Annotated in this window: 19 protein-coding genes; 11 read left to right on the plus strand and 8 right to left on the minus strand. The window is 74.1% G+C overall.

What is annotated here, in order from left to right:
* The first annotated feature begins 44 nt into the window (after nucleotides 1-44).
* Complete coding sequence (locus tag ABT084_RS26570; protein WP_351048740.1) at nucleotides 45-446, plus strand: hypothetical protein; 402 nt, start codon at nucleotides 45-47, stop codon at nucleotides 444-446.
* A 51-nt stretch (nucleotides 447-497) separates the two neighbouring features.
* Here ABT084_RS26570 and ABT084_RS26575 read toward each other — a convergent pair whose 3' ends face one another.
* The gene (locus ABT084_RS26575; protein ID WP_351048743.1) at nucleotides 498-956 is read right to left on the minus strand and encodes a MarR family winged helix-turn-helix transcriptional regulator; all 459 of its coding nucleotides are present in this window, start codon (nucleotides 954-956) and stop codon (nucleotides 498-500) included.
* Nucleotides 957-1081: 125 nt separating this feature from the next.
* On the opposite strand from ABT084_RS26575, the gene ABT084_RS26580 reads away from it, so the two are divergent.
* Nucleotides 1082-1633: a DoxX family protein gene (locus ABT084_RS26580; RefSeq protein ID WP_351048745.1), complete on the plus strand. Its 552-nt coding sequence runs from the start codon at nucleotides 1082-1084 to the stop codon at nucleotides 1631-1633.
* 89 nt (nucleotides 1634-1722) lie between these two features.
* On the opposite strand, the gene ABT084_RS26585 is transcribed toward ABT084_RS26580, so the two are convergent.
* The 3 genes from ABT084_RS26585 to ABT084_RS26595 all read right to left on the minus strand — a co-directional run bounded on the left by ABT084_RS26585 (nucleotide 1723) and on the right by ABT084_RS26595 (nucleotide 7652).
* Nucleotides 1723-2784, minus strand: coding sequence for a GNAT family N-acetyltransferase (locus ABT084_RS26585; RefSeq protein WP_351048747.1), 1062 nt, complete (start codon nucleotides 2782-2784; stop codon nucleotides 1723-1725).
* A gap of 61 nt (nucleotides 2785-2845) precedes the next feature.
* On the minus strand, nucleotides 2846-5614 hold the full coding sequence (locus ABT084_RS26590) for a helix-turn-helix transcriptional regulator (protein ID WP_351048749.1): 2769 nt from the start codon (nucleotides 5612-5614) through the stop codon (nucleotides 2846-2848).
* A 256-nt stretch (nucleotides 5615-5870) separates the two neighbouring features.
* Entirely contained in the window at nucleotides 5871-7652 is a 1782-nt protein-coding gene (locus ABT084_RS26595; RefSeq protein WP_351048799.1) for a S8 family serine peptidase, read from the minus strand.
* 847 nt (nucleotides 7653-8499) lie between these two features.
* Here ABT084_RS26595 and ABT084_RS26600 point away from each other — a divergent pair.
* The 6 genes from ABT084_RS26600 (at nucleotide 8500) to ABT084_RS26625 (ending at nucleotide 13093) form a co-directional block, all read left to right on the plus strand.
* Entirely contained in the window at nucleotides 8500-9360 is an 861-nt protein-coding gene (locus tag ABT084_RS26600; RefSeq protein ID WP_351048751.1) for a DUF1996 domain-containing protein, read from the plus strand.
* 78 nt (nucleotides 9361-9438) lie between these two features.
* Nucleotides 9439-10068 (plus strand): sigma-70 family RNA polymerase sigma factor, encoded by a 630-nt coding sequence (locus ABT084_RS26605; RefSeq protein ID WP_351048754.1) that lies wholly within the window; start codon nucleotides 9439-9441, stop codon nucleotides 10066-10068.
* Complete coding sequence (locus ABT084_RS26610) at nucleotides 10065-10799, plus strand: anti-sigma factor (RefSeq protein WP_351048756.1); 735 nt, start codon at nucleotides 10065-10067, stop codon at nucleotides 10797-10799. The genes ABT084_RS26605 and ABT084_RS26610 overlap by 4 nt, the downstream gene beginning before the upstream one ends.
* Nucleotides 10800-11033: 234 nt before the next feature.
* Entirely contained in the window at nucleotides 11034-11972 is a 939-nt protein-coding gene (locus ABT084_RS26615) for an SCO0930 family lipoprotein (RefSeq protein WP_351048759.1), read from the plus strand.
* A 153-nt stretch (nucleotides 11973-12125) separates the two neighbouring features.
* Complete coding sequence (locus tag ABT084_RS26620) at nucleotides 12126-12317, plus strand: DUF5302 domain-containing protein (protein WP_330334072.1); 192 nt, start codon at nucleotides 12126-12128, stop codon at nucleotides 12315-12317.
* Between the two features lie 278 nt (nucleotides 12318-12595).
* Nucleotides 12596-13093: a hypothetical protein gene (locus tag ABT084_RS26625; RefSeq protein ID WP_351048762.1), complete on the plus strand. Its 498-nt coding sequence runs from the start codon at nucleotides 12596-12598 to the stop codon at nucleotides 13091-13093.
* 12 nt (nucleotides 13094-13105) lie between these two features.
* Here the strand turns inward: ABT084_RS26625 and ABT084_RS26630 are convergent, their stop codons facing one another.
* From ABT084_RS26630 to ABT084_RS26640, 3 genes are all read right to left on the minus strand, one after another.
* Nucleotides 13106-13813, minus strand: a complete 708-nt coding sequence (locus ABT084_RS26630; protein ID WP_351048765.1) for a hotdog fold domain-containing protein — start codon at nucleotides 13811-13813, stop codon at nucleotides 13106-13108.
* Nucleotides 13810-14547, minus strand: coding sequence for a DUF1838 family protein (locus ABT084_RS26635; protein ID WP_351048767.1), 738 nt, complete (start codon nucleotides 14545-14547; stop codon nucleotides 13810-13812). The genes ABT084_RS26630 and ABT084_RS26635 overlap by 4 nt, the downstream gene beginning before the upstream one ends.
* A gap of 87 nt (nucleotides 14548-14634) precedes the next feature.
* The gene (locus ABT084_RS26640) at nucleotides 14635-15804 is read right to left on the minus strand and encodes an FAD-dependent oxidoreductase (RefSeq protein ID WP_351048769.1); all 1170 of its coding nucleotides are present in this window, start codon (nucleotides 15802-15804) and stop codon (nucleotides 14635-14637) included.
* Nucleotides 15805-15960: 156 nt separating this feature from the next.
* Between ABT084_RS26640 and ABT084_RS26645 the strand changes: the two genes are divergently transcribed.
* A complete protein-coding gene (locus tag ABT084_RS26645) occupies nucleotides 15961-16569 on the plus strand; it encodes a TetR/AcrR family transcriptional regulator (protein ID WP_351048772.1) in 609 nt (202 codons plus the stop codon).
* A gap of 147 nt (nucleotides 16570-16716) precedes the next feature.
* Nucleotides 16717-17229, plus strand: a complete 513-nt coding sequence (locus ABT084_RS26650) for a hypothetical protein (protein WP_351048775.1) — start codon at nucleotides 16717-16719, stop codon at nucleotides 17227-17229.
* 341 nt (nucleotides 17230-17570) lie between these two features.
* Here ABT084_RS26650 and ABT084_RS26655 read toward each other — a convergent pair whose 3' ends face one another.
* Nucleotides 17571-17792, minus strand: a complete 222-nt coding sequence (locus ABT084_RS26655; protein ID WP_330334068.1) for a hypothetical protein — start codon at nucleotides 17790-17792, stop codon at nucleotides 17571-17573.
* A 906-nt stretch (nucleotides 17793-18698) separates the two neighbouring features.
* Here ABT084_RS26655 and ABT084_RS26660 point away from each other — a divergent pair.
* Nucleotides 18699-19766, plus strand: a complete 1068-nt coding sequence (locus tag ABT084_RS26660) for an RNA ligase (ATP) (RefSeq protein ID WP_351048777.1) — start codon at nucleotides 18699-18701, stop codon at nucleotides 19764-19766.
* The last annotated feature ends 2 nt before the right edge of the window (nucleotides 19767-19768 follow it).

Genomic DNA, 19768 nt, shown 5'->3' on the forward strand with positions numbered 1-19768 from the left:
ACGGCCTTATTCCGGGCCCGTACGCATGTGTTTCAATAGGGCAGGTGATCGAGTTCGTATTCATGACCCTCGTGGCCGGCGGCATCGGCTGGCTCCTGCGGCGCAAGCACCTCCGGCGCTTGGCGGCCGCCGGGCCCGACGCGGCCCCGGTCGGCATCCCCGGCATGGCCCGGCTGCCCGCGGGCGAGGGGCGCTGGCGGATGGGCCGGGTGTGCGGCGGGCCGGGAGCGGTGCGCTGGGTGCCGGCGCGCGGTGAGCCGGTGGAGCTGACCGGGGTCCGCTCGACCGGCGTGCGCGCCCCCTCCGTGCGGGAGGGCATGACGATCAACCCCGGGTCGCGGATCCTGTCCTGCGTCTACGCGGACGGGACCGCCGACATCGCCGTCATGGCGCTGGACTTGGCCGAATTGCGCGAGTCCGTCCCGCACGCGCCCGAGCCGGCCTGACCCCGGCGGCGCGCGCCCCCGCGCGGGTCCGTCAGCTCTCGCGCGGGTCCGTCAGCTCTCGCGGAGCCGGCGGGCCACCTCGCCCAGGCCTTCGGCCACGGCGACGAGCTGCTCCGGGGTGAGGACGTCGATCAGGGCCTCGCGGACCGCCGCGACATGGCCCGGGGCCGCTCCGGCGAGCCGTTCGCGCCCCTCCTCGGTGAGGACGGCGAAGATCCCCCGCACGTCGGAGGGGCAGCTGCGCCGTCGCACGAGCCCGGCCTTCTCCAGCTGGGTGACCTGATAGGTCAGCCCGCTCTTGGAGTTGATCAGCCCGAGGGCGAGTTCGGTCATCCGCAGCTCGCCGTCCGCGGCCCGGGCGAGCCGGACGAGGATCTCGTACTGCGCATGGGAGAGGCCGGAGTCGTCCTTCAGCTGCTGGTCCAGACGGCGGTTCACCAGCGCGGAGGCTGCCAGGAAACCCTCCCAGGCCCGCATCTCGCCGTCATCCAGCCATCTCGTTTCAGCCATGTCTCCAGCTTACGCCAGGTTGTTCCAATTTGAATGACGGGTTAGGGTCGGCATCGGTCGTTCAAATTCGAATGACCTCATCGCTTCGCTTCTACGGCAGTCCCCACCGGGAAGGACCTCCCCCGATGACCCCCACCCCCACCTTTGCCCCCACGCACTCCCCCACCACCGCCCCCGCCGCCCCGCACGCACATCCCTACGCCGGCGGCGGCCTGCTGATCCTGCGCCTCGTCCTGGGTCTCACCATGGCGGCCCACGGCAGCCAGAAGCTCTTCGGCTGGTTCGGCGGCGGCGGAATCAGCGGCACCGGCCAGTTCTTCACCGCGAGCGGCTACCCGGCGGGCGACACCATGGCCGTCGTCGCGGGTCTCTCCGAGACCCTGGGCGGGCTCGGCCTCGCCGCCGGGCTGCTCACCCCGCTGGCTGCGGCCGCCGTGGTCGGCACCATGATCAACGCGATCGCGGTCAAGGGCACCGGCTCCTTCTTCGCCCCCGCGGGCATCGAGTACGAGCTGCTGCTGACCACCGCCGCCGCGTCCCTCGCGCTCACCGGCGCGGGCCGGTTCGCCCTCGACCGGTTCGTTCCGGTGCTCCGGACCCACCGCCCGGCGTACGGCGCGCTCGCCGTGGTCCTCGGCGTGGTCCTGGCGGGCGCGGTGCTCCTCGCCCGTTCCTGACCGAGGCCCCTCCCGACCGCGAACGCTCCCGACCGAGACCGCTCCTGACCGCGAACGCTCCTGGCCGTCACCGGTCCGGGAGCGCGCGGTCAGCCGACGGTGCGGGTGTAGCGGATCTGTCCCTCGCCCGCGCCGCTCCTCGCGAATCCGGCCCGGCCCACGACCGCGTGCGAGGCGAGGTTGTCGTCGTCGACGGTGGCGTGCAGCGTGGTCAGTCCGGGCTGGTCGAGGGCCCAGGCCGCCAGCGCCCGTACCGCCTCGGTGGCGTACCCGTTCCCCCGGGCCGAGGGCACGAGGTCGTAGCCGATCTCGGCGTCGCCATCGCCGTCCGGGGCCGCGTGGAAGCCGATGCCGCCCACCGCGAGGCCGTCGGCGGCGCGGACGATCGCGTACGCGCCCCAGCCCGGCCGGTACGTCCCCGCCTCGCGCGCCCGGGCCACCATTCCGGCGGCCAACCGGGTGCCCTCGTACGGCCCGTCCTCGGCCCAGGCGAAGCCGCCCGTGCCACCGGCGTGCAGGTCGGCGCCGGCCACCGGGGAGATCTCGCAGAGCACGAGCCGCTCCGAGCGGATCGGGGCGGTGTGCCAGCGCCACGCCGTCAGCCGGGGCAGGCCCGGCAGTTCGTCCCGGCCGGTGGCCCAGAGCAGGGTGCGCCAGGGGGAGTTCGCGCGCGGCGCGTGCGGGAAGAGCCGGTCCAGGACCGCCGCGCACAGCGCCTCGGCGGGCTCCCAGTCCGTGACCCCGAGGGCGTTCAGGACGTCGTGCGTGTGCACGAACGCCTCCACGGCACCCATCGCGGCGAACGCGTCCGCGCCGCCCGTGCCTTGCGGGTGCCAGCCGCGAACGTCGGGGGAAGCCGCGGCGACGACGGCGGAGAGGATCCCGCCGGTCGCCTCGATGACCTGGATCAGCCCCTCGGGCGTGGTGCCCTCGTCGGCGGTGATCTCGAACGGCACCCACCCGTCGGCCGCCCGCCCGGTCAACTGCGCCGCGTAGCAGGTGAAGTCACCGGCCACATGGACGACGGTGTCGTAACAGCTCCAGTCGAGCCCGGCGGCGGGGACGCTCCAGTCGAGGTCCACGACGCCGCGCAGGGCCCGGGTGGTGAGGGACACGGCTTCGTCTATGTGCTGTGCGCGCATGATCGTCATGCGCGCACCCTAGAGGCCGCGGACCCTCCGGGCCAGCGGATTTGCGGGGCCCCGGCCTCCGTCAGCGGGCGCGCAGCGCGGTGGCCAGCTGGGCCCGGGAGCGCAGGTCGAGCTTCTGGTAGATGCGGGTCAGCCGCGCCTCCACCGTCTTGACGCTGACGAACAGCCGGTCGGCGGCCTCCTGGTTGCTGGACCCCTGGCCGACGAGCAGCGCGAGGCGGGTCTCGGCCTCGGTGAGCGCCGCGAGGCCGGGCCGCCCGCTCCCGCTCTCGGCCGCGCCCGCCGGACCGGGCGGGGCCTCGGTGGCCAGGCCCGTCCAGGGGTTCGCCCCGGACTGCGCGAAGATCTGGGCCGCCGTGCGCAGGGCGGCGCGGGCGGGGGCGCGGCGGCGGCGCCTGCGTTCCACCCGGGCCAGGGCGAGCAGGGTCCTGCCGCGCTCCAGGGGCAGTTCGAGGGTCTCGAACCGGTCGGCGGTGGCCTCCAGCAGGGCGACGGCCGCGTCGGTCTCGCCGCGGGCGGACAGGACCAGGCCGCGGGCCCGGTCGAGGGCGGCGACCACGCCGTCGCGGCCCAGGGCGAGGGCGACCGTACGCACGGACTCGGCGAGCTCGGCCGCCTCGTCGGGGGCGTCGGAGGCCACGAGGGCCTCGGCGAGTTCGCCGTGCCAGCGCAGCACCGAGGGGTCCACGACCTGCTGGGCGGCCTCCAGTTCGGCGACCCGGCGCAGGGTGGTCACGGCCTTCGCGGTCTCCCCCGTGGCCAGCTCGACCTGGCCGAGGGCGAAGAGGCTGCGCGAGAGGAACACCTGGTCGCGTTCCTCCTCGGAGGCCTGGATGCCGCGCCGGGCGTATCCGGTGGCGCGCGCGAAGCTGCCGGCCATGGCCTCCGCGGTGGCGGCGACGTACCAGGCGGGGCCGGGCGAGAGGCCCGCCTCGATGGTCAGCTCCAGGGCGCGCCGGGCGTGGGCGCGGCCCGCCGCGCAGCGGCCGCGGCGCAGCTCGACCTCGGTGAGGCTGCGCAGCACCTCGAAGACGTCCTCGGCGGAGCCGGTGCGCTGGACGGCGGGCAGCAGGACCAGGAGCTGCTCGCGGGCGTCGGTGAGCCGGTCGTCGAAGAGGGCGTGGCGGACGGCGAGGTACTGCGGGGCGTTGCGCATGCCGAGCGGTACCTCGGGGGCGGGCAGGGTCAGGGCCTCGGCCAGGATGTCCTCGGCGTCCGGGTCCCCCAGGATGCGGCCCATCCGGGCCCGTACGGTCAGGGCCATGGCCTCGGCGACCTGGTCCCCGCCGATGGCGGCCAGCACGCCCGCCTCGGCGGCCGCGTCGCGGGAGCGGACGGGGTCGCCGTCGCAGAGGTTGAGCTTCCAGGCGGTCCGCAGCTGGACGGCGGCCTGGAGGGAGGGGTCCGCGGCGGCGTCGTCGCGGGCGTAGGCGAAGGTCTCGTCGAGGTCGGCCAGGGCCTGACCGGCCGCGTCGATCACGGCGAGACGGGCCCGTACCCGGTCGGCGGGCGAGGCGTCGCGGGCCAGTACGGCGCGGGCGGCGCGGCGGGCGAGATCGGCGCGCCCGGCCCAGCCGGCGTCCTCGGCGGCTCCGACCAGCCGGGCGAGTTCGGCGGCGGGCCGGTCGGGCGGGGTGCGTTCGGCGGCGAGCAGGCCGAGCTCGGCGGCCAGGGCCCGTCTGCCCCGGTGGCGGCTGGCCGCGGCGGCTTCGGTGATCTCGGCCGCGAGCTCCTCGTCCGGGGTGTCGACGGCGAGGGCGCGGTGCCGGACGGCCTGGACGGGGTCGTCGACGGCGTCGGCCAACGCGGCGTGCCCGGCGGCCCGTTCGGGCCAGCCCGCGTCGGCGGCGAGGGCCGTGGGCAGGGCGCCCGCGGTGAATTCGACGGCGCCGTCGTCGCGTACGGTCACCAGCCCGGCCCGCTCGGCCTCGGCCAGCTCGGCCTCCGCGTCGGGGCGCCCGGCCCGGCGGAGCAGGGCGGTGGTGGGCCGGGCCGCGAGGGCGGCGAGGAGCAGGGTGCGGTGGGCGCGGGCGGGGGCCTCGGCGAGCAGCCGCCGGGCGACCTCGCGGGCCTGGCCGGACAGGGGCAGGGTGTCGGCGTGGTGCGCGCCGCCGTCGCGGGCCTCGGCGAGGGAGTGGCCGAAGGCGAGGGCGAGGCGCGGGTTCCCGCCGCTGGCCTGGTGGATCCGCCCGGCGAGGCGGGCGGGCAGGCCGTGGCGGACGAGGAGTTCGGCGACCTCGTCGGCGCCGAGCGGCGGCACCCGCACCGTCGGGGTGCCGGGGCCGCAGAGGGCTTCGGCGACGGGGGCGCCGCCCTGGACGCATTCGGCGACGAGGACCCGTACGCCGCGCGGGGTCAGGCGCAGGGCGAAGCGCAGCAGGTCGGTGGTCTCGGCGTCGAGCCACTGGGCGTTGTCGAGCACGAGGAGCACGGGGCTGCGGTCGGCGAGCGTGCGCAGCACCTCGACGACCGCGAGGCGCAGGGCGACGTGGTCACGCCCGGCCCGGGGGGCGTCGGCCTCGCGGCGGAGCAGGGCGATGGCGGTGCGCTGGGGCGGGGCGAGGCGTTCGAGGGCGGTGCGGGGGACGGAGGCGAGCAGGGCGGCCGCGGAGGCCTCGGGTATCCACTGGTCGGCTGCCTCCGGCGCGAGCCGGAGCACGCGTTCGCGGCGGCCGGTGGCGGCCGCCGCGATCGCGCGCAGTACTTCGGTCTTGCCCGAACCGGCCGGTCCGGTAAGGACGGCGCGGCCGTGCGTGGTCAGCGCGCGGTCCACCGCCTCGATGAGTTCACCGTGTCCGACGGTGGTGTCAGCGTTCCCCGTCGCCGCCACGCACAGCCACCAGCCTCTCGGTCCCCGATTCCTGTGCCGCTCCTGTGAGCGCGACAATACGAGGTCGGCCGCCGGGACGACCCGGATTGTGACGCAGGAATCAGTCAGGTGACCGGAATACCCGCCGGACCTGCCGATACGCGGGGTATCAGCAGGTCCGGGGGCCGGCTTGGTCCGTACTATCGGCCCGTCAGGCCCGGCTGGTCAGTCCGGACGGTGACGAGGGGCCGGTGGTCCGGGCCTCGCCCGCACCGGTTCAGAAGCCGAGGCTCCAGGAGTCGATGTAGCCGGTGTCGGCCGCGGCGACGTCCTGGACCTTCAGCTGCCAGGTGCCGTTGGCGGGCAGCGCGGACGCGTCGACGGTGTAGGTGGTGAGGATGTTGGCGGCGCTGTCGCCGGAGGAGTTCTGCAGGCGCTTGACCACGGCGCCGCCGGGGCCGACGAGGTCGATGACGAGGTCACCGCGGTAGGTGTGCTTGATGTCCACGGACACCTTGAGGGTGGCCGGGGCGTTGCCGGTGCGGCCGGAGACCGTGATCGAGGAGGAGACCGCGCCGCCGTTGTCCGGGATGGCGACGTCGGTGGTGTTCTCGTAGGCCGGGGCGGGAGGCGTGGAGGTCACGGCGGTCACGGCCGCGGCCGCGTCGGCGAGACCGGCGCCGCAGCCACCGGTGCAGGTGCCGGCCAGCGGGCGGGCACTGGTCTTGATGGCCGACTCGACCTGGGCCGGGGTGAGGGAGGGCTTGGCGGAGACGAGGAGCGCGGCGAGCCCGGCGACGTGCGGGGCGGCCATGCTGGTGCCCTGGTAGGGCTTGTAGATCTCGGCGCCGGGGGTGGTGGTGCCCGCGTTCAGCGAGGAGAGGATGCCGTTCTCGGGGGTGGTGACGGTGCCGGGCGTGTCGGTGGCGCGGCGGGTCTCACCGCCCGGGGCGGCGACGTCGACCAGCGGGCCGAAGTTGGAGTAGAAGGAGCGGTCGCCGGTCCGGTTGGTCGCGGCGACGGAGATGACGTTGTTGCAGCTGGCGGGCGAGAAGCCGCTGACGTCCGCGTTGCTGTTGCCCGCGGCGACGACGACGGTGGTACCGCGGCCGACGGCGGCGTTGATCGCGTTCTGGTAGGTGGCGCTGCAGGCGCCGGAGCCGCCGAGGCTCATGTTGATGACCTTGGCGGGGGTGGCGTTCGCCGGGACACCGGGGACGGAGCCGCCGGAGGCCCAGGTGATGGCGTCGACGATGTCCGAGGTGGCGCCGCCGCACTTGCCGAGCACCCGGACGGGCTGGATCTTGGCGCCGTAGGCGATGCCCGCGATGCCCTTGCCGTTGTTGGTGGCCGCGGCGATGGTGCCCGCCACGTGGGTGCCGTGCCAGGAGGAGTCGCTGGCCTTGGAGCCGGTGCCGCACTCCTCGGCGGCGCTCCAGTCACCCTGGTCGGCGGGGTTGTTGTCCCGCCCGTTGCCGTCACGGGCGGCGCTCGAGCTGGAGATGAAGTCGTAGCCGGGGACGATGTTCGCGGCCACGTCGGAGTGGGTCACGTAACCGGTGTCGATGACGGCGACGGTGACGCCGGTGCCGGTGGACTTCGCCCAGGCACCGGGGACGTTCATGCCGGCGGTGGGCTCGAAGAGGTCCCACTGCTTGGCGTACTCGGTGTCGTCCGGGGTGGCCATGGCGTAGGCGCGGCTGTCCGGCTCGACGTAGGCGACGTCCGGGTCGGCGCGGAACTGGGCGATCACGTCGGCGGCCTCGGCCGGGGCCACGGCTCCGCCGAGGTTGACCAGCGCGGCGCCGGTGCCGAGGCGGCGCTCGAACTTCGTCTTCTTGCCGCTCTTGTGGCCCTTGGCGACGGCGTCGTCGGCCGCGGCCGTGTTGGAACTGGCCTCGGTCGCGGAGGACTTGTAGCCGACGATGAGGTTCTCGACCGGGGCCGATCCGGTGGCGGGTGCGGCCGGGGCCACGGGAGCCGGAGCGGCCGGGGCCGCGGCCGGGCGGCCGAGGGCCATCGAGGTGGTGGCGGCGCCGCCGAGCAGGGTGACGGACATCGCCACCACGGATATGAGCCGACGTCTGGATGCGTGCACGGATTTCCCTTTCGCGGGCCGTCCCCGGCAGGCCGGGGACGGCCGGTGTGGTGCTGTGTGGGAGGTTGCGTGGGGGGTGGGCATCGGGGAGGAGGCACGGTCCCCGCACGGCGGTGTGCGGGAGGGGACAAGGGCGGAGCGAGAAGACGGAAGAACCGGGGAGGGGTGTGTGGGGCGGGCCCGCCGTGCGGGCGACGGCGGCCGGAGAGGGCTCCTCCACACGCCCCGGCCACCACCGCTCGCCCGACCCCGCCCGCGTCGACGAGGCGGGGCACCGGCGGTACCGGGGAAGCGCCGGGCCGCAGAGCGCCGCGCCAAGTGGGGTTGGCGGTGCGGATGTTCGGCCCGGGCGAGACCGCCGGTGGGCAGACAGTAGGCAACGCCGGGATGAACTCGATACGGGGAAAACCCTTGCTCACCCCCTGTCGCCGCCCCGCGACCCCCGCCGGGCGGCTCCCGCGGCCCGCCCGTGAGACACGGTTGACCGCGGCGCCCGTGAGCGGCGAACGTGACCGTCATGGGGACGGGGACGGAACGCCGACTGGTCGCGCTGCTGATCTGCCTGCTGCTCGGCGGCGGTCTCACGGGAGCCGTCCTGGGCGCCTCGCGGGCGGCCGACGCGGCGCGTTCCGGGGGCGGGGGCCGGGTCGGAGGCGGGGGCGGGGGCGTTGCGGCGCATGCGGGAGGCGGCCATGCGGGAGGCGGGCAATCCGGAGGCGGGCATTCCGGAGGCGGAAATTCTGGAGGCGGGCCTTTCGGAGCTTCCGGAGCCGGGGCCTCCGCAGGTTTCCCCGCGCCCGGCGACTCGGTGGACATCCGCGACGTACCGCCGGGCCTTGACGCTCCGGCCCCGCCCGGCCCCGGCGCGTCCACCGGGACGGTGACGGTGGACTGCGGCCGCGACGAGGAGGGCCACTACAACGAGGACAACCTGGTGGTCTCCCCCGGCCTGCGCGCGGGCGCCCACCACACGCACGCGTACGTCGGCAACCTGAGCACGGACGCGATGTCCACGGACGCCGCCCTGGCCGCGGCCGCCACCAGTTGCCGCGACGGCGACCGGTCGACGTACTACTGGCCGGTCCTGCGCCGGCCGGACCGACCCGCGGCCCGTCCGCGCGAGAGCGCGGCGGGGCACGGGAACGCGGGCGAGATCCTGCCGGAGGCCGCCGTGTCCGTGGAGTTCCTCGGCAATCCGGTCAGCCAGGTCGTACCGATGCCCCGGTTCCTGCGCGCCATGACGGGCGACCCGGTCGCCGCCACGGCGGACGACGACGCCGACGTCCGGGCGCGCTGGGGCTGTTCGGGCTCGCCCGACCGCTCCACCACCCGCTATCCGCGCTGTCCGGCGGGCGAGCGCCTCACCCGCACCCTGACCTTCCCCAGCTGCTGGAACGGCCTGGACACGGCCTCCTTCGACCACCGCTCGCACCTGGTGTTCCCCGGCGCGGGCGGCGTCTGCCCGCAGGGCACCTTCCCGGTGCCGCGGCTGCGGATCTCCCTCGCCTACGACGTGCCGCCCGGCGCGGTGGTCGCGCTCGACTCCTTCCCCGAACAGCGGCACAGCCCGAAGACGGACCACGCGATGTTCGTGAACGTGATGACCGACGCCGCGATGGCGGGCGTCGTGTCCTGCCTCAACACGGGCCGCCACTGCGCGGGCGTGTGACGCACGCCACTTGAACCCGGGTCCCCCGGGCGGCGTGTACGGACCGCACCACGCACGCGAGGAGACGGAGAGGGTGAGATGGCCGGACCACTGTGGCCCCGCGGCAGGCGGGGCTCGACCGACGAGGCACTGATCAGGTCGGTGTACGAGGAGCACGGTCACGCCCTGCTCGCGTACGCGACCCGGCTGACCGGAGACCGGGCCGCCGCCGAGGACGTCGTCCAGGAGACGTTCATCCGCGCCTGGCGGCATTCCGAGGTCCTGGTCAACGGGAAGGGCTCGGTGCGCGGCTGGCTGCTCACCGTGGCCCGCAACATCATCACCGACCGGTACCGGGCCAAGGCGGCGCGGCCGCGCGAGGTCTCCGGATCCGCGGCGACCCCGCCGGTGGAGCTGGACCACGCCGACTCGGTCGTGGATTCCATGACCGTACTGGGCGCCCTGGACCAGCTGACGCCGGAACACCGGGACGTCATCACGGAGTTGTACTACCGCCAGCTCAGCGTCACCGAGGCGGCCGACGTGCTCGGCATCCCGGCCGGGACGGTCAAGTCCCGCTCGCACTACGCCCTCAAGGCACTGCGCGAGGCGTTCCGGGACGGCGGCGGCGCGGGCACCGGCAGGGAAGGAAGACAGCATCGGGGCACCAGAGGAAACCGACCGGGAAGGCCGCCCCAGCAGCCCGGACTGCGGGAGGTGGTGGCATGAACCGGGAGTTGCACGAGGAGGAACTGCTCGGCCCCTACGTGCTCGGCGTCCTCGACGACGCCGAGGTCCGCCGCGTCGAAGAGCACGTGAGCGGCTGCGTGCGGTGCCGCGAGGAGGTGGCCGCGTTGCGTGAGATGGAGGCCGCGCTCGGGGAAGTCCCCGAGGAGGCGTTCCTGGAAGGGCCGCCGGAGGGCGGCGATCTGCTGCTCCAGCGGACGCTGCGCCAGATGCGCGGCGAGCGGGCCGACCGGTCCCGGCGCCGCGCGGCCGTGGCGGGGCTGGCGATCGCCGCGTCGCTCGCGGCCGTGTTCTGGGCCGGGGCGCGCGTCGGCGCGGGCGACGGCCGCGATGTGGCCGAGGGTCCCCCGCCGCCGCCCCCGACGGTGACGGCATCACCCTCGCCGCCACCCGTGGGGACCAAGGTGGCCTCGGCCACGGATGCCCGGACCGGGGCGCGGATGACCGTACAGATGACGCCCGCGGCGCGCTGGGTGCGGGTGCACGCGGCGGTGACCGGGGTGCCCGCGGGCGAGCGCTGCCTGCTGGTGGTGGTCGCCCGGGACGGTACGCGTACCACGGCGGGCAGCTGGGTGGTGGGCGGCCTGGAGAACGGCGCGGGCAAGGGCGCCGCCCTGGACGGTTCCGCGGCCGTCGATCCCGCGCATGTGAAGGAGATCGTGGTGCAGAACGAGGCGGGCACGTCGTTCGTGTCCGTGCCGATGCCCGCCTGAGCGAAGGCGAAGGCAACGGCGACGGCGACGGCGAAAGCGCGGCGACGAAAGCGCGGCGGATACGTGGAGCGCCGGTCGGGGGACACCCCCTGACCGGCGCTTTCGCGTGTCCGGGACCCGCCCGCCGGATGCCGCCGCAAAAAACTCCCGGCATCCGTTGAACCCATCCGCGGGGGGCGCGCGTGTGTGAGATGCCGACAGTTTCAAACGAATCACCGGATTACGGGAGTTGTCATGAAGAACCTGCGCAAGCTCACCCTCGCGGGAGCCGCCACCGCGCTGCTCCTGGGCGCGACGGCCTGCGGCACGCAGGCGAGCGGGAAGACGGACGCCAAGCCCGTCGGCGCCCAGGTACCCGCGGCGGCCAAGTCGGCCGCCGCCGACCCGTACGGCTACGGCGCCGGCGCGGCGGCCCCCGCCGACGCCGCCGCGGGCCCGCTGGGCGTGCGTACGGACGCCAAGCTCGGCCAGGTCGTGACGGACTCCGCCGGGTTCACGCTCTACCGCTTCGACAAGGACACCGCGAAGCCCGCTTCGACCTCGGCGTGCTCCGGTGACTGCGCGAAGACCTGGCCCCCGGCTCCGGCGAAGGGCGTCCCGGCCGGCGCGGTCCCCGCCGCCGCGGTCGGCTCCCTCAAGCGGGCGGACGGCATGGAGCAAATCACGATCGCGGGCTGGCCCGTGTACCGCTTCGCGAAGGACACCGCTCCCGGCCAGACGAACGGTCAGGGCGTGGGCGGGACGTGGTTCGCCGTCACCCCGGAGGGCAAGAAGGCCACCGAACCGGCGGCGGCGCAGCAGCAGCCGGAGCAGGCGGCGCTGCCCGGCCTGTCGATCGGTGAGGACAAGACCCTCGGCAAGATCCTCCGGGACGGCAAGGGCCGTACGCTCTACCGCTTCACCAAGGACACCGCGTGGCCGATGAAGTCGAACTGCGAGGGCGCCTGCCAGGACAAGTGGAAGCCCGCCCAGCCCGCCGACGCGGCCAAGGTCGAGGGGATCGACCCGAAGCGGCTCAGTACGTACACCCGTGCGGACGGTGCGAAGCAGATGGCGATCGACTGCTGGCCGCTGTACTGGTTCACGGGCGACCAGAACCCCGGCGACACCATGGGGCAGGGCGTGGGAGGCACCTGGTTCGCCGTCACTCCGGAGGGCAAGCTCGCCAAGTGACGAGGGCCTCGGGGGCGCGCTCCCCTGTGCCACACTGGGGATCGGCGGGGCGTCGCCGTTTCCGCCCCGTCCCCGGTCCTCCTCGAAACGCGCTGGTCAGCGAGGGCGCAGGCTGACAGACTGAAACGGTTTCAGATCAATCCAGGAGGACACATGGCAGACACCGCAGACACCCCGGAGGACACTTCCCCCGCCGCCGAGGCCAAGCGCAAGTTCCGGGAGGCCCTGGAACGCAATGAGCGCAACGCCCAGTCCCAGCAGGCGCACCAGAGCCGTGCCAAGATCTCCGGCACCAGCAGCGGTGGCAGCGGGAAGAACAAGAAGGTCCGCCGCAAGACTGGCTGACCCGTGCCCACGGCCCGCTCCCCGCTGACGGCGGGGGCCCTGCCGCTCCGGTCCCACGAGCGCACCGGAGCGGCACACGTGTGCCGGTGACAGCCCCTGGTGCCGGTACCGGTACGAGTGCCGGTACGAGTGCCGGTGCCCGTACCCGTTCCCGGACAGAGCAGCCGGGTTTCGGCCATTTCGGGTGCTCCGAGAACCGTCCGGCGCGGCTCCCGCGTCGATGGGTGCAGTGACAGTGACCACACGGCACTCACTCGGAACGGGGAAAGGTACCACCCATGCTGCAGCGCCCCACCCAGCGCACGGCCGCCATCCTCTTCGCGGCCACCGCCGCCACCGCGGCTCTCTCCCTCGCCTTCGTCACCACCGCCTCCGCGTCCGCCGACGGGACCGCCCCGAAGACCGCGCCGGTCGCGGCCGCCGCGCTCCCGTCCGTTTCCGGGAGCCCCGAGGGCGCGTTCACCCGGATCGCCGACTTCTACGGCGCCTACATCGACGCGGTCTACGACGGCGACGGCACGACGGCCGACCAGCTGCGCTCCTTCTACCTCTCCAAGCCGCTCCAGACGGAGCTGAAGAAGTGGGAGGAGACCAACCACGCGAACGGTGTCCTGCGCGCGCAGAACGTGCCGTCGCAGTGGAAGGTCACCTCCACGGGCAGCGGAGCGGGCAAGACCAGCGCCACGGTCACCCTGACGTGGGGCGGGGGCACGACGACCCAGATCCACGTCCAGGCCGATCTGGCGACCAAGAAGATCACCTCGATCAAGGACTGACGCCGGGTGCCCTCAGCTGCGGGGGTCCACCCAGAGTGCCTCGCCGACGGCCATGACCTCGCCGTCCGCGGTGGCCAGCGCGGTGCCGACCCGGTGCTTGCGCCCGGCCTCCTCCAGCAGCCAGGCGTACGAGATCAGGCCTCCGGCCGCCGCCACCGGGCCCCGTAGGCGCGCGGTCAGCGAGGCCGTCACCGCTCCGGCGCGCTGGCTGCCGAGCAGCCGTCCGGCGGCGTTCCCGGGGCAGTCCAGCGCGGCCCAGACCAGCTCGGGCGGGAGGTTGCCGTCGCCGTCGAGGAGCCCGGCCCCCGGGGTCCAGGCGGCGGCCACGATCTCCCGGCCCGGCACCCGGCCGCAGTGCAGGCGCAGGCCCGTGTCGGAGGTCCGCCCCGGTCCGCAGCCGAAGCAGTCCGCCACCTCGTCCGGGGGCGCCGCCCGGTAGGCCTCGGCGGCGGCCAGGGCCTCCTCCCAGGAGGGTGCCTCGGGCGCCGCCGCGTCCGCCTCGGCGGGGGTGGCCACGGCCAGGACCAGGACCCCGTTGGTCAGCTCGCTCCCGCCGTCCGGGGTGTCCGCGAGCCCGAGCGGGGTGCCGGTGGGCGTCGGCCGCCGGAAGTCCACCCGTACCGTCTTCGCGGCCGCCTGCCCGGCCAGTACGCCCGCCACGTAGCCGCCGAAGGCCACCCCGGGGTAGCCGTTCAGGTCGGCCGGCACCGTGAGGATCACAGGGCGCCCCTGTCTCTGAGCTTGCGGAAGTAGGTCCAGCTGGTCTCGTTCGGCTCGCTCCAGGCCTCCGGGGCGTGCGCGAACTCGGGGTGGTGCGCGGCGACGTACGCGCGGGTCCGCTCGGGCACCTCGTCGTAGGAGTCCAGCTTCCGGCCGCGGCAGTGGAAGGTCAGACCTCCCGGTAGCTGCCCCTGCTCCATCCAGGGCAGCCAGGGCGACATCCGGGTCCACGACATCGTCGACGGCACGCTCGGGGCGTCGGTCTCGAAGACCGTGGCGGGCGCGAAGAACTGGAACATCTCGAGCGCCTTATAGGTGTCGTCCGCGGAGTTCTCCGGGAACTCGGCGACCGGCAGCGGCGACGGATAGGCGAGCGGGATCTCCAGGCTGAAGCAGACCTGGTCCCCGAGGCGGGTGAGCGGGACGGGGAAGGGCCGCCAGCGCTGGTTCGCGGGATCGTTCCAGACGTGGACGACCGGCTTCTTCTCCCAGGTCTCCAGGATCTCCCGGGTGTCCGGGTCCAGGTAGAACGCGGCCTCCCGCGTCAGCAGCTCGTAACCGCCGTCCGTGGTCACGAGGCGGGCCACGTTGAGCCCTTCGAACCCGAACACGCGTCGGTAGGGCTGGTCGGGGGACCAGGCGTAGACGTCGCCGGACCACCAGAAGGTCACCTCCCCTCCGTCGAGCGAGGCGCGGGTGCGGGCGAAGGCTTGGAAAAGATCGGCCGGAGTCATGGCGCCCACTGTGCAAGGTCACCCGCGTCCTCGGCAAGGGCTCCCGCACGGGCACTCCTGGTCGGATATCCGCCCGGCGCCGCCCGCTCACCTCGCGTCCGCCGCTGCCCCGGACCGGACGGCGTAGGACGTCATCCGGTCGACCAGTGGCCGCGGGGCGTCCGCCCCGAAGCACAGGTCGAGGTTCTCGGCGGACTCGGCGGCCGCCGCCTCGCTGCGCGGGAAGAGTGCCTGTTCGTACGCGGCCAGGGCCCGTTCGGGGTCGCCGGGGTGGGCGGCGATCGCCCCGGCGAGTTCGGCGCCGTCGAGCAGGGCCAGGTTGGCTCCCTCGCCCGCGAAGGGGGACATGAGGTGGGCTGCGTCCCCGATCAGCGTCACTCCGGGCGTCCGGGGCCACCGGTGACCGACCGGCAGGGCGTACAGGGGCCGCGCTATGGCGGGGCCGTCGCTGTCGGTGATCAGGGAGCGCAGGCCCGGGTCCCAGTCCGCGAAGTGCGCCAGGACCGCGGCCTTGTCGACGCCGGAGCGGCCGCCGTCGCCCTGGGCCGTGGCGGACCAGTCCGCGGGGACGCGCAGGGCGGCGTACACGTGCAGGATGGCGCCCGGTTCGCGGTGGGCGAGCATGCCCCGGCCCTCGGCGAGCGCGAACATCACGCCGCCGCCGACCAGCGCCGCGCTGCCGGGGTGGCGCGCGTCCGCGTCGCGCAGGTACAGCTCGGCGAAGGAGAGCCCCGCGTACACCGGGACGGCGGCCGAGACCAGCGGGCGGACCCTCGACCAGGCCCCGTCGGCGCCGACGAGCACGTCCGCGGTGAACCTGCCGCCGTCGGCGAGGGTCACCTCGTGGCGGCCGTCGGGGAGGGTACGGACGCGCTCGGCCTTCGCGCCCCAGCGGACCGCGCCCTCCGGGAGGGAGCCCAAAAGCAGGTCGCGCAGCGCACCACGCTGCACCTCGGGGCGGCGGCGGTCCTCGCCGGGGTCCTCGTGGTGGACGGTGGCGTGCCGGTCGAGGATGCGCATGGCTTCCCCGCCCTCGTGGATGAGGGCGCGGAACTCCTCGAACAGGCCCGCCGCGCGCAGGGCGGCCTGGCCGGAGTCCTCGTGCAGGTCGAGCATGCCGCCCTGGGTGCGGGCGGTCGGTGAGGGGTCGAGGTCGTAGAGGACCGCGTCGATGCCGTGCCGGTACAGCACACGGGCCAGGGTCAGCCCGCCGAGTCCGGCACCGACGATCGCGAGCGGGTGGTGGGGTGTGGTCATGTCGGGATCCTTCGGGCGAAGCGGGCGACGGACGGCGGCCGGGCCGTCGCCTGGGGCGGGCCTGGGGCCTGATGCCCTTCCAGATAAACACAGTCAATTCAAAATCGCAATGACTACGACTTCATAGTTGCTGCGGGCGTGCGGTACGCTGGGCCCATGACACGTGCGACGAAGGCAGACCCGGAACCGCAGCCCGTCCTCGGGCGGCGCGAGCGCAAGAAGGCCGCCACCCGCAAGGCGCTGGCGGACACCGCGCTGGAGCTGTTCCTCGAGAGGGGCTTCGACCAGGTCAAGGTCGCCGAGATCGCCGAAGCCGCGGACACGGCGCTGACCACGCTGTTCGCCCACTTCCCGGGTGGGAAGGAGGCCCTGATCCTTGCGGACGGCGGCGAACGCGAAGCGTCGCTGACGGCGGCGGTGCGCGAGCGCCCCGAGGGCCGGTCCGTCCTGGACGCGCTCCACGACTTCCTGGCCGGGCGCGGCCCGTTCGACCCCGATCCCACACCGGAGGAGCGGCGCAAGACGGACCTGGTGGTCTCCACGCCCGCGCTGCGTGCCTACGCCAGATCGCTGTGGACCGGCTGCGAGGAGGTCCTGGCCCGGGTCATCGCCGAGGAGACCGGCCGGGACGCGTCCGACCTCTCGCTGCGCGTCCTGGCGCGCTTCGTGCTGGAGGTTCCGGATCTGGCGGGTCTCGAGCCGGACCCGCGGCAGGCCCTGGACACCGCCTTCGCCCACCTCAGACAGGGCTGGCCCGACGTGTGACCGGACCGTGCGACCGGGCCGTGCGACCGGGCGGATGACACGTGCGGGGGACGCGGGCACGGACGGCCCGCGCGGGCAGGGGTCCGGAATCTAGGGTGACCGCAGGCGGCCCCGGCCGCACGCACCTCTCAGGGGAGGGTCACCGTGATGCTGCCGGCACACGCGGACCACGCGGCCGAGCGACGGCCCGACTATCCGCCGCGGACACCCCCGCCACCGAGGAGACCCGTCGAGTCGCCACGGCCGGAGCGCGCTTTCACCATCGCGAACCAGCGGGCGGCCAACTGGGCCCTGGAATCCCAGGCCTGGGCGGCGATCCGGGGCCGGCGGCTGGTCGTCGACAAGCTGACCGCCTGGCGCTATCTCCCGGATCCGGACCGGGTGGGGCCCGTGGTGACGGCGCTGGTCGTGGGCGCCGTCGCGGACGGCGGGCGGCGCATCAGCCTGCACCTGGCAGCGCTGGAAGGGCAGGCCTGTATCGCCGTGCTGAGCCACCTGGCCCGTCCCCCCGCGGGCGCCGAGGACGGCACGCTGGGCGGGGTCACCGGGCTGCCGGGCCTGCGCGACTGCGGATCCGAGTCGGACCCGGACGGGCACCGCCTGTGGGCGGTCATCGACGTGCCGCTCCGTACGGACGCTCCCGGTCAACCGGGCTGGTAGGTCCCGCGAAGTCGTGCCGGGACCGCCCGCACCGCGTCGTCGTTCCGGCTAGGCCGACGGGCTAAAGGGCTCACGGAGCCGCTCCCCGTCACCGGGGGCGTCGGCTGTCGTGGCCGAATCGGATGAGTCCTCAGGGCCGAAATCCGGCGCCATGAAGGGGTTCGTCGTCGCCGGGAGCCGCGATGCGGCCGTCGTGACGTGGGTCCGTACCGGTTCCGGTGCGGAGAACAGCGGGGATCCGTCGATGAGGGCGCTGCCTTTCGTGGTTCGGGATGACGTGATCGGGTGGGACCGAGCGGAGGCATGGCTCATCGCCAAGCCTCCACTCGACTCTCACCGTCTCAAAGAGTGGTCATCTTGGTGTACGGGCTCAGGATCCGCATCCGCGACGAGCCGAAATCGACGAGCACGGCGATTCCGTCCTCGATCGCGATGACCCGGCCGAGGCCGTGCTGATCGTGTGTGACCCGGTCGCCTACGACGAACACCCTGAGAGGCGGAGCGGTCGCGGCCTTGAACGGGCTTGCGGGCAGGTGGCGCCGGGTTCCGGCTGACTTTGTCATTGTCACCAGTATGCGCCTGTCGAGCCGCCGTGCCGCCCGGTGTGGTCCTCTCTCTCATTGCGCCCTGATAACGCCGATGCCGGAATCTGCCGGTTGGACCCGGTCCGTCACCCACTCGAGCCTCGCCGACCGCCGTCCCGCCCGGCCCCGATTCACCTTCCTCCGGCGGAATCTCCCGGTCCGGATGCCACGCGCCGCACGCCGGTCTTCGCCGTGCGGAGGAGCACTCCGGCGCGCCCGCCCGCGTCCGATCTCCGCGGGTCCTTTGGCCTCCGGCGGCGCCTCAAACGCCGGCGAGGCTGAATGGGGGCCCCGAGCCGGATTCACCGCGCGACGGTCCGCAGACCTGGGCTTCTCAGGGCAGAATTCGCGGCTCGGCAACCCGAAGCCCTGGGCCCCGGCGCTGGGAATGCCCCTCGGGGGTCGCAGACCTGCGCTCCCACGGCTGGTATCACCGCCCACCGGATCGAAGCACGGGACTCGCTGCCGTCGACCCCCAAGCCGAGCCCGCCCCCCAGCCTGGAATCACCGCTCGGCGGGTCGAAAGGCTGAGCTCTCAGGGCCACCCCAGCCTCGCCGGCGTGTGAGACGCCGCCGGAGGCAGGGTCGGCCGGCCCGGGCATGGAGGGCCAGCCCGCCACGTGGGCTGTACCGGCTGCGGGGGCGCGAGGGGCTGCGGCGGGCTTCCGTCTGGCGTCGGTGCGCGGAGCCCCCGCCGCCGGCATCGCGCAGGACGGTCGCGGCGTCGGGGGCGGGGTCGGGGTCGGCTTCCGCCGGGACGGGACGCGTTGTCCGCGCGCCAGGCGCGGCGGCCGTTGAGGTTAGCAGAGCGGATATCCGTTGGCCCAGGAGAAACAGGTCGACCACAGTGGTCCGCGATGAGAACCGCATCCGAGGAGTCCTGACATGTCGACGCTGCGCGTCACCGCCGAGCCCCTGACCGTCCATACCCACCCGAACGCCGACGCGCTCGAGCTGGCCCAGGTGGGCCTTTACCGTGCCGTCGTCGCCAAGGGCGCCTACCGCACGGGCGAGTTCGCGGTGTACATCCCCGAGCAGGCCGTGCTCCCGGCGGAGTTGATCGGGGAACTCGGGCTCACCGGACGGCTGGCGGGCAGCAAGGCGGACCGGGTCAAGGCGGTCCGGCTGCGTGGCGAGCTGTCTCAGGGGATCGTGTGCCGCCCGGCGGCCCTGTCGGATGTCGACCTGGCCCACGCGGCCGCCGAGGGCACGGACTTCGCCCAACTGCTCGGGATCACCAAGTGGTCGCCGCCCATACCCACCACGATGAGCGGCGACGTCGAGGCCGCCCCGGACCTGCTGCCCTGGGTCGACATCGAGAACCTGCAGCGCTACCCGGACATCTTCACGCCCGGCGAGCCGGTCGTGCTCACCGAGAAGCTGCACGGGACCGCCTGTCTGACCACCTACGTCGTCGAGGGCGCCCGGACCCACGTCTCCTCGAAGGGGTTCGGTGCCAAGAGCCTGGCCCTGGTGGAGGATCCGCGCAATCTGTACTGGCGGGCGATCCACTCCCACGACGTACCCGCCGTCGCCGCCCGGCTCGCCGAGCGCCTCGGCGCCACCCGGGTCGGGATCTTCGGCGAGGTCTTCGGGGCGGGGGTCCAGGACCTGACGTACGGCGCGGACGGACGCAGCGAGCTGCTCGGTTACGCCGTCTTCGACGTTTCGGCGGAGATCGACGGCCAGGTGCGCTGGCTGGACCCCGCCGCGCTCCTCGACGGCGAACTGCCGCTGGTGCCCCGGCTGTACGAGGGGCCGTACGACCTCGACGCCGTGCTGGAGCTGGCCACCGGCCGCGAGACCTTCTCGGGGCGCACCCTGCACCTGCGGGAGGGCGTGGTGATCCGCCCGGTCACCGAGCGGTACAGCCCCGTGGTGGGCGGCCGGGCCATCGCCAAGGCGGTCAGCCCGGCGTACCTGACGCGCAAGGGCGGCACGGAGTACGAGTGAAC

Origin of the sequence: Streptomyces sp. NPDC002138, from assembly GCF_040296485.1 — a bacterium.
Lineage (GTDB): Bacteria > Actinomycetota > Actinomycetes > Streptomycetales > Streptomycetaceae > Streptomyces.

Bases quoted from the DNA above. Each gene is read 5' to 3' on its own strand.
- ABT084_RS26640 (WP_351048769.1), bottom strand. From the start codon at position 15,804: ATGACCACACCCCACCACCCGCTCGCGATCGTCGGTGCCGGACTCGGC.
- ABT084_RS26595 (WP_351048799.1), bottom strand. From the start codon at position 7,652: ATGTCCGTCACCCTGCTCGGCGGCGCCGCCACCACCTCGATGGCCCTC.
- ABT084_RS26645 (WP_351048772.1), top strand. From the start codon at position 15,961: ATGACACGTGCGACGAAGGCAGACCCGGAACCGCAGCCCGTCCTCGGG.
- ABT084_RS26580 (WP_351048745.1), top strand. From the start codon at position 1,082: ATGACCCCCACCCCCACCTTTGCCCCCACGCACTCCCCCACCACCGCC.
- ABT084_RS26625 (WP_351048762.1), top strand. From the start codon at position 12,596: ATGCTGCAGCGCCCCACCCAGCGCACGGCCGCCATCCTCTTCGCGGCC.
- ABT084_RS26615 (WP_351048759.1), top strand. From the start codon at position 11,034: ATGAAGAACCTGCGCAAGCTCACCCTCGCGGGAGCCGCCACCGCGCTG.
- ABT084_RS26655 (WP_330334068.1), bottom strand. From the start codon at position 17,792: ATGACAAAGTCAGCCGGAACCCGGCGCCACCTGCCCGCAAGCCCGTTC.
- ABT084_RS26660 (WP_351048777.1), top strand. From the start codon at position 18,699: ATGTCGACGCTGCGCGTCACCGCCGAGCCCCTGACCGTCCATACCCAC.
- ABT084_RS26650 (WP_351048775.1), top strand. From the start codon at position 16,717: ATGCTGCCGGCACACGCGGACCACGCGGCCGAGCGACGGCCCGACTAT.
- ABT084_RS26605 (WP_351048754.1), top strand. From the start codon at position 9,439: ATGGCCGGACCACTGTGGCCCCGCGGCAGGCGGGGCTCGACCGACGAG.
- ABT084_RS26575 (WP_351048743.1), bottom strand. From the start codon at position 956: ATGGCTGAAACGAGATGGCTGGATGACGGCGAGATGCGGGCCTGGGAG.
- ABT084_RS26610 (WP_351048756.1), top strand. From the start codon at position 10,065: ATGAACCGGGAGTTGCACGAGGAGGAACTGCTCGGCCCCTACGTGCTC.
- ABT084_RS26620 (WP_330334072.1), top strand. From the start codon at position 12,126: ATGGCAGACACCGCAGACACCCCGGAGGACACTTCCCCCGCCGCCGAG.
- ABT084_RS26635 (WP_351048767.1), bottom strand. From the start codon at position 14,547: ATGACTCCGGCCGATCTTTTCCAAGCCTTCGCCCGCACCCGCGCCTCG.
- ABT084_RS26585 (WP_351048747.1), bottom strand. From the start codon at position 2,784: ATGACGATCATGCGCGCACAGCACATAGACGAAGCCGTGTCCCTCACC.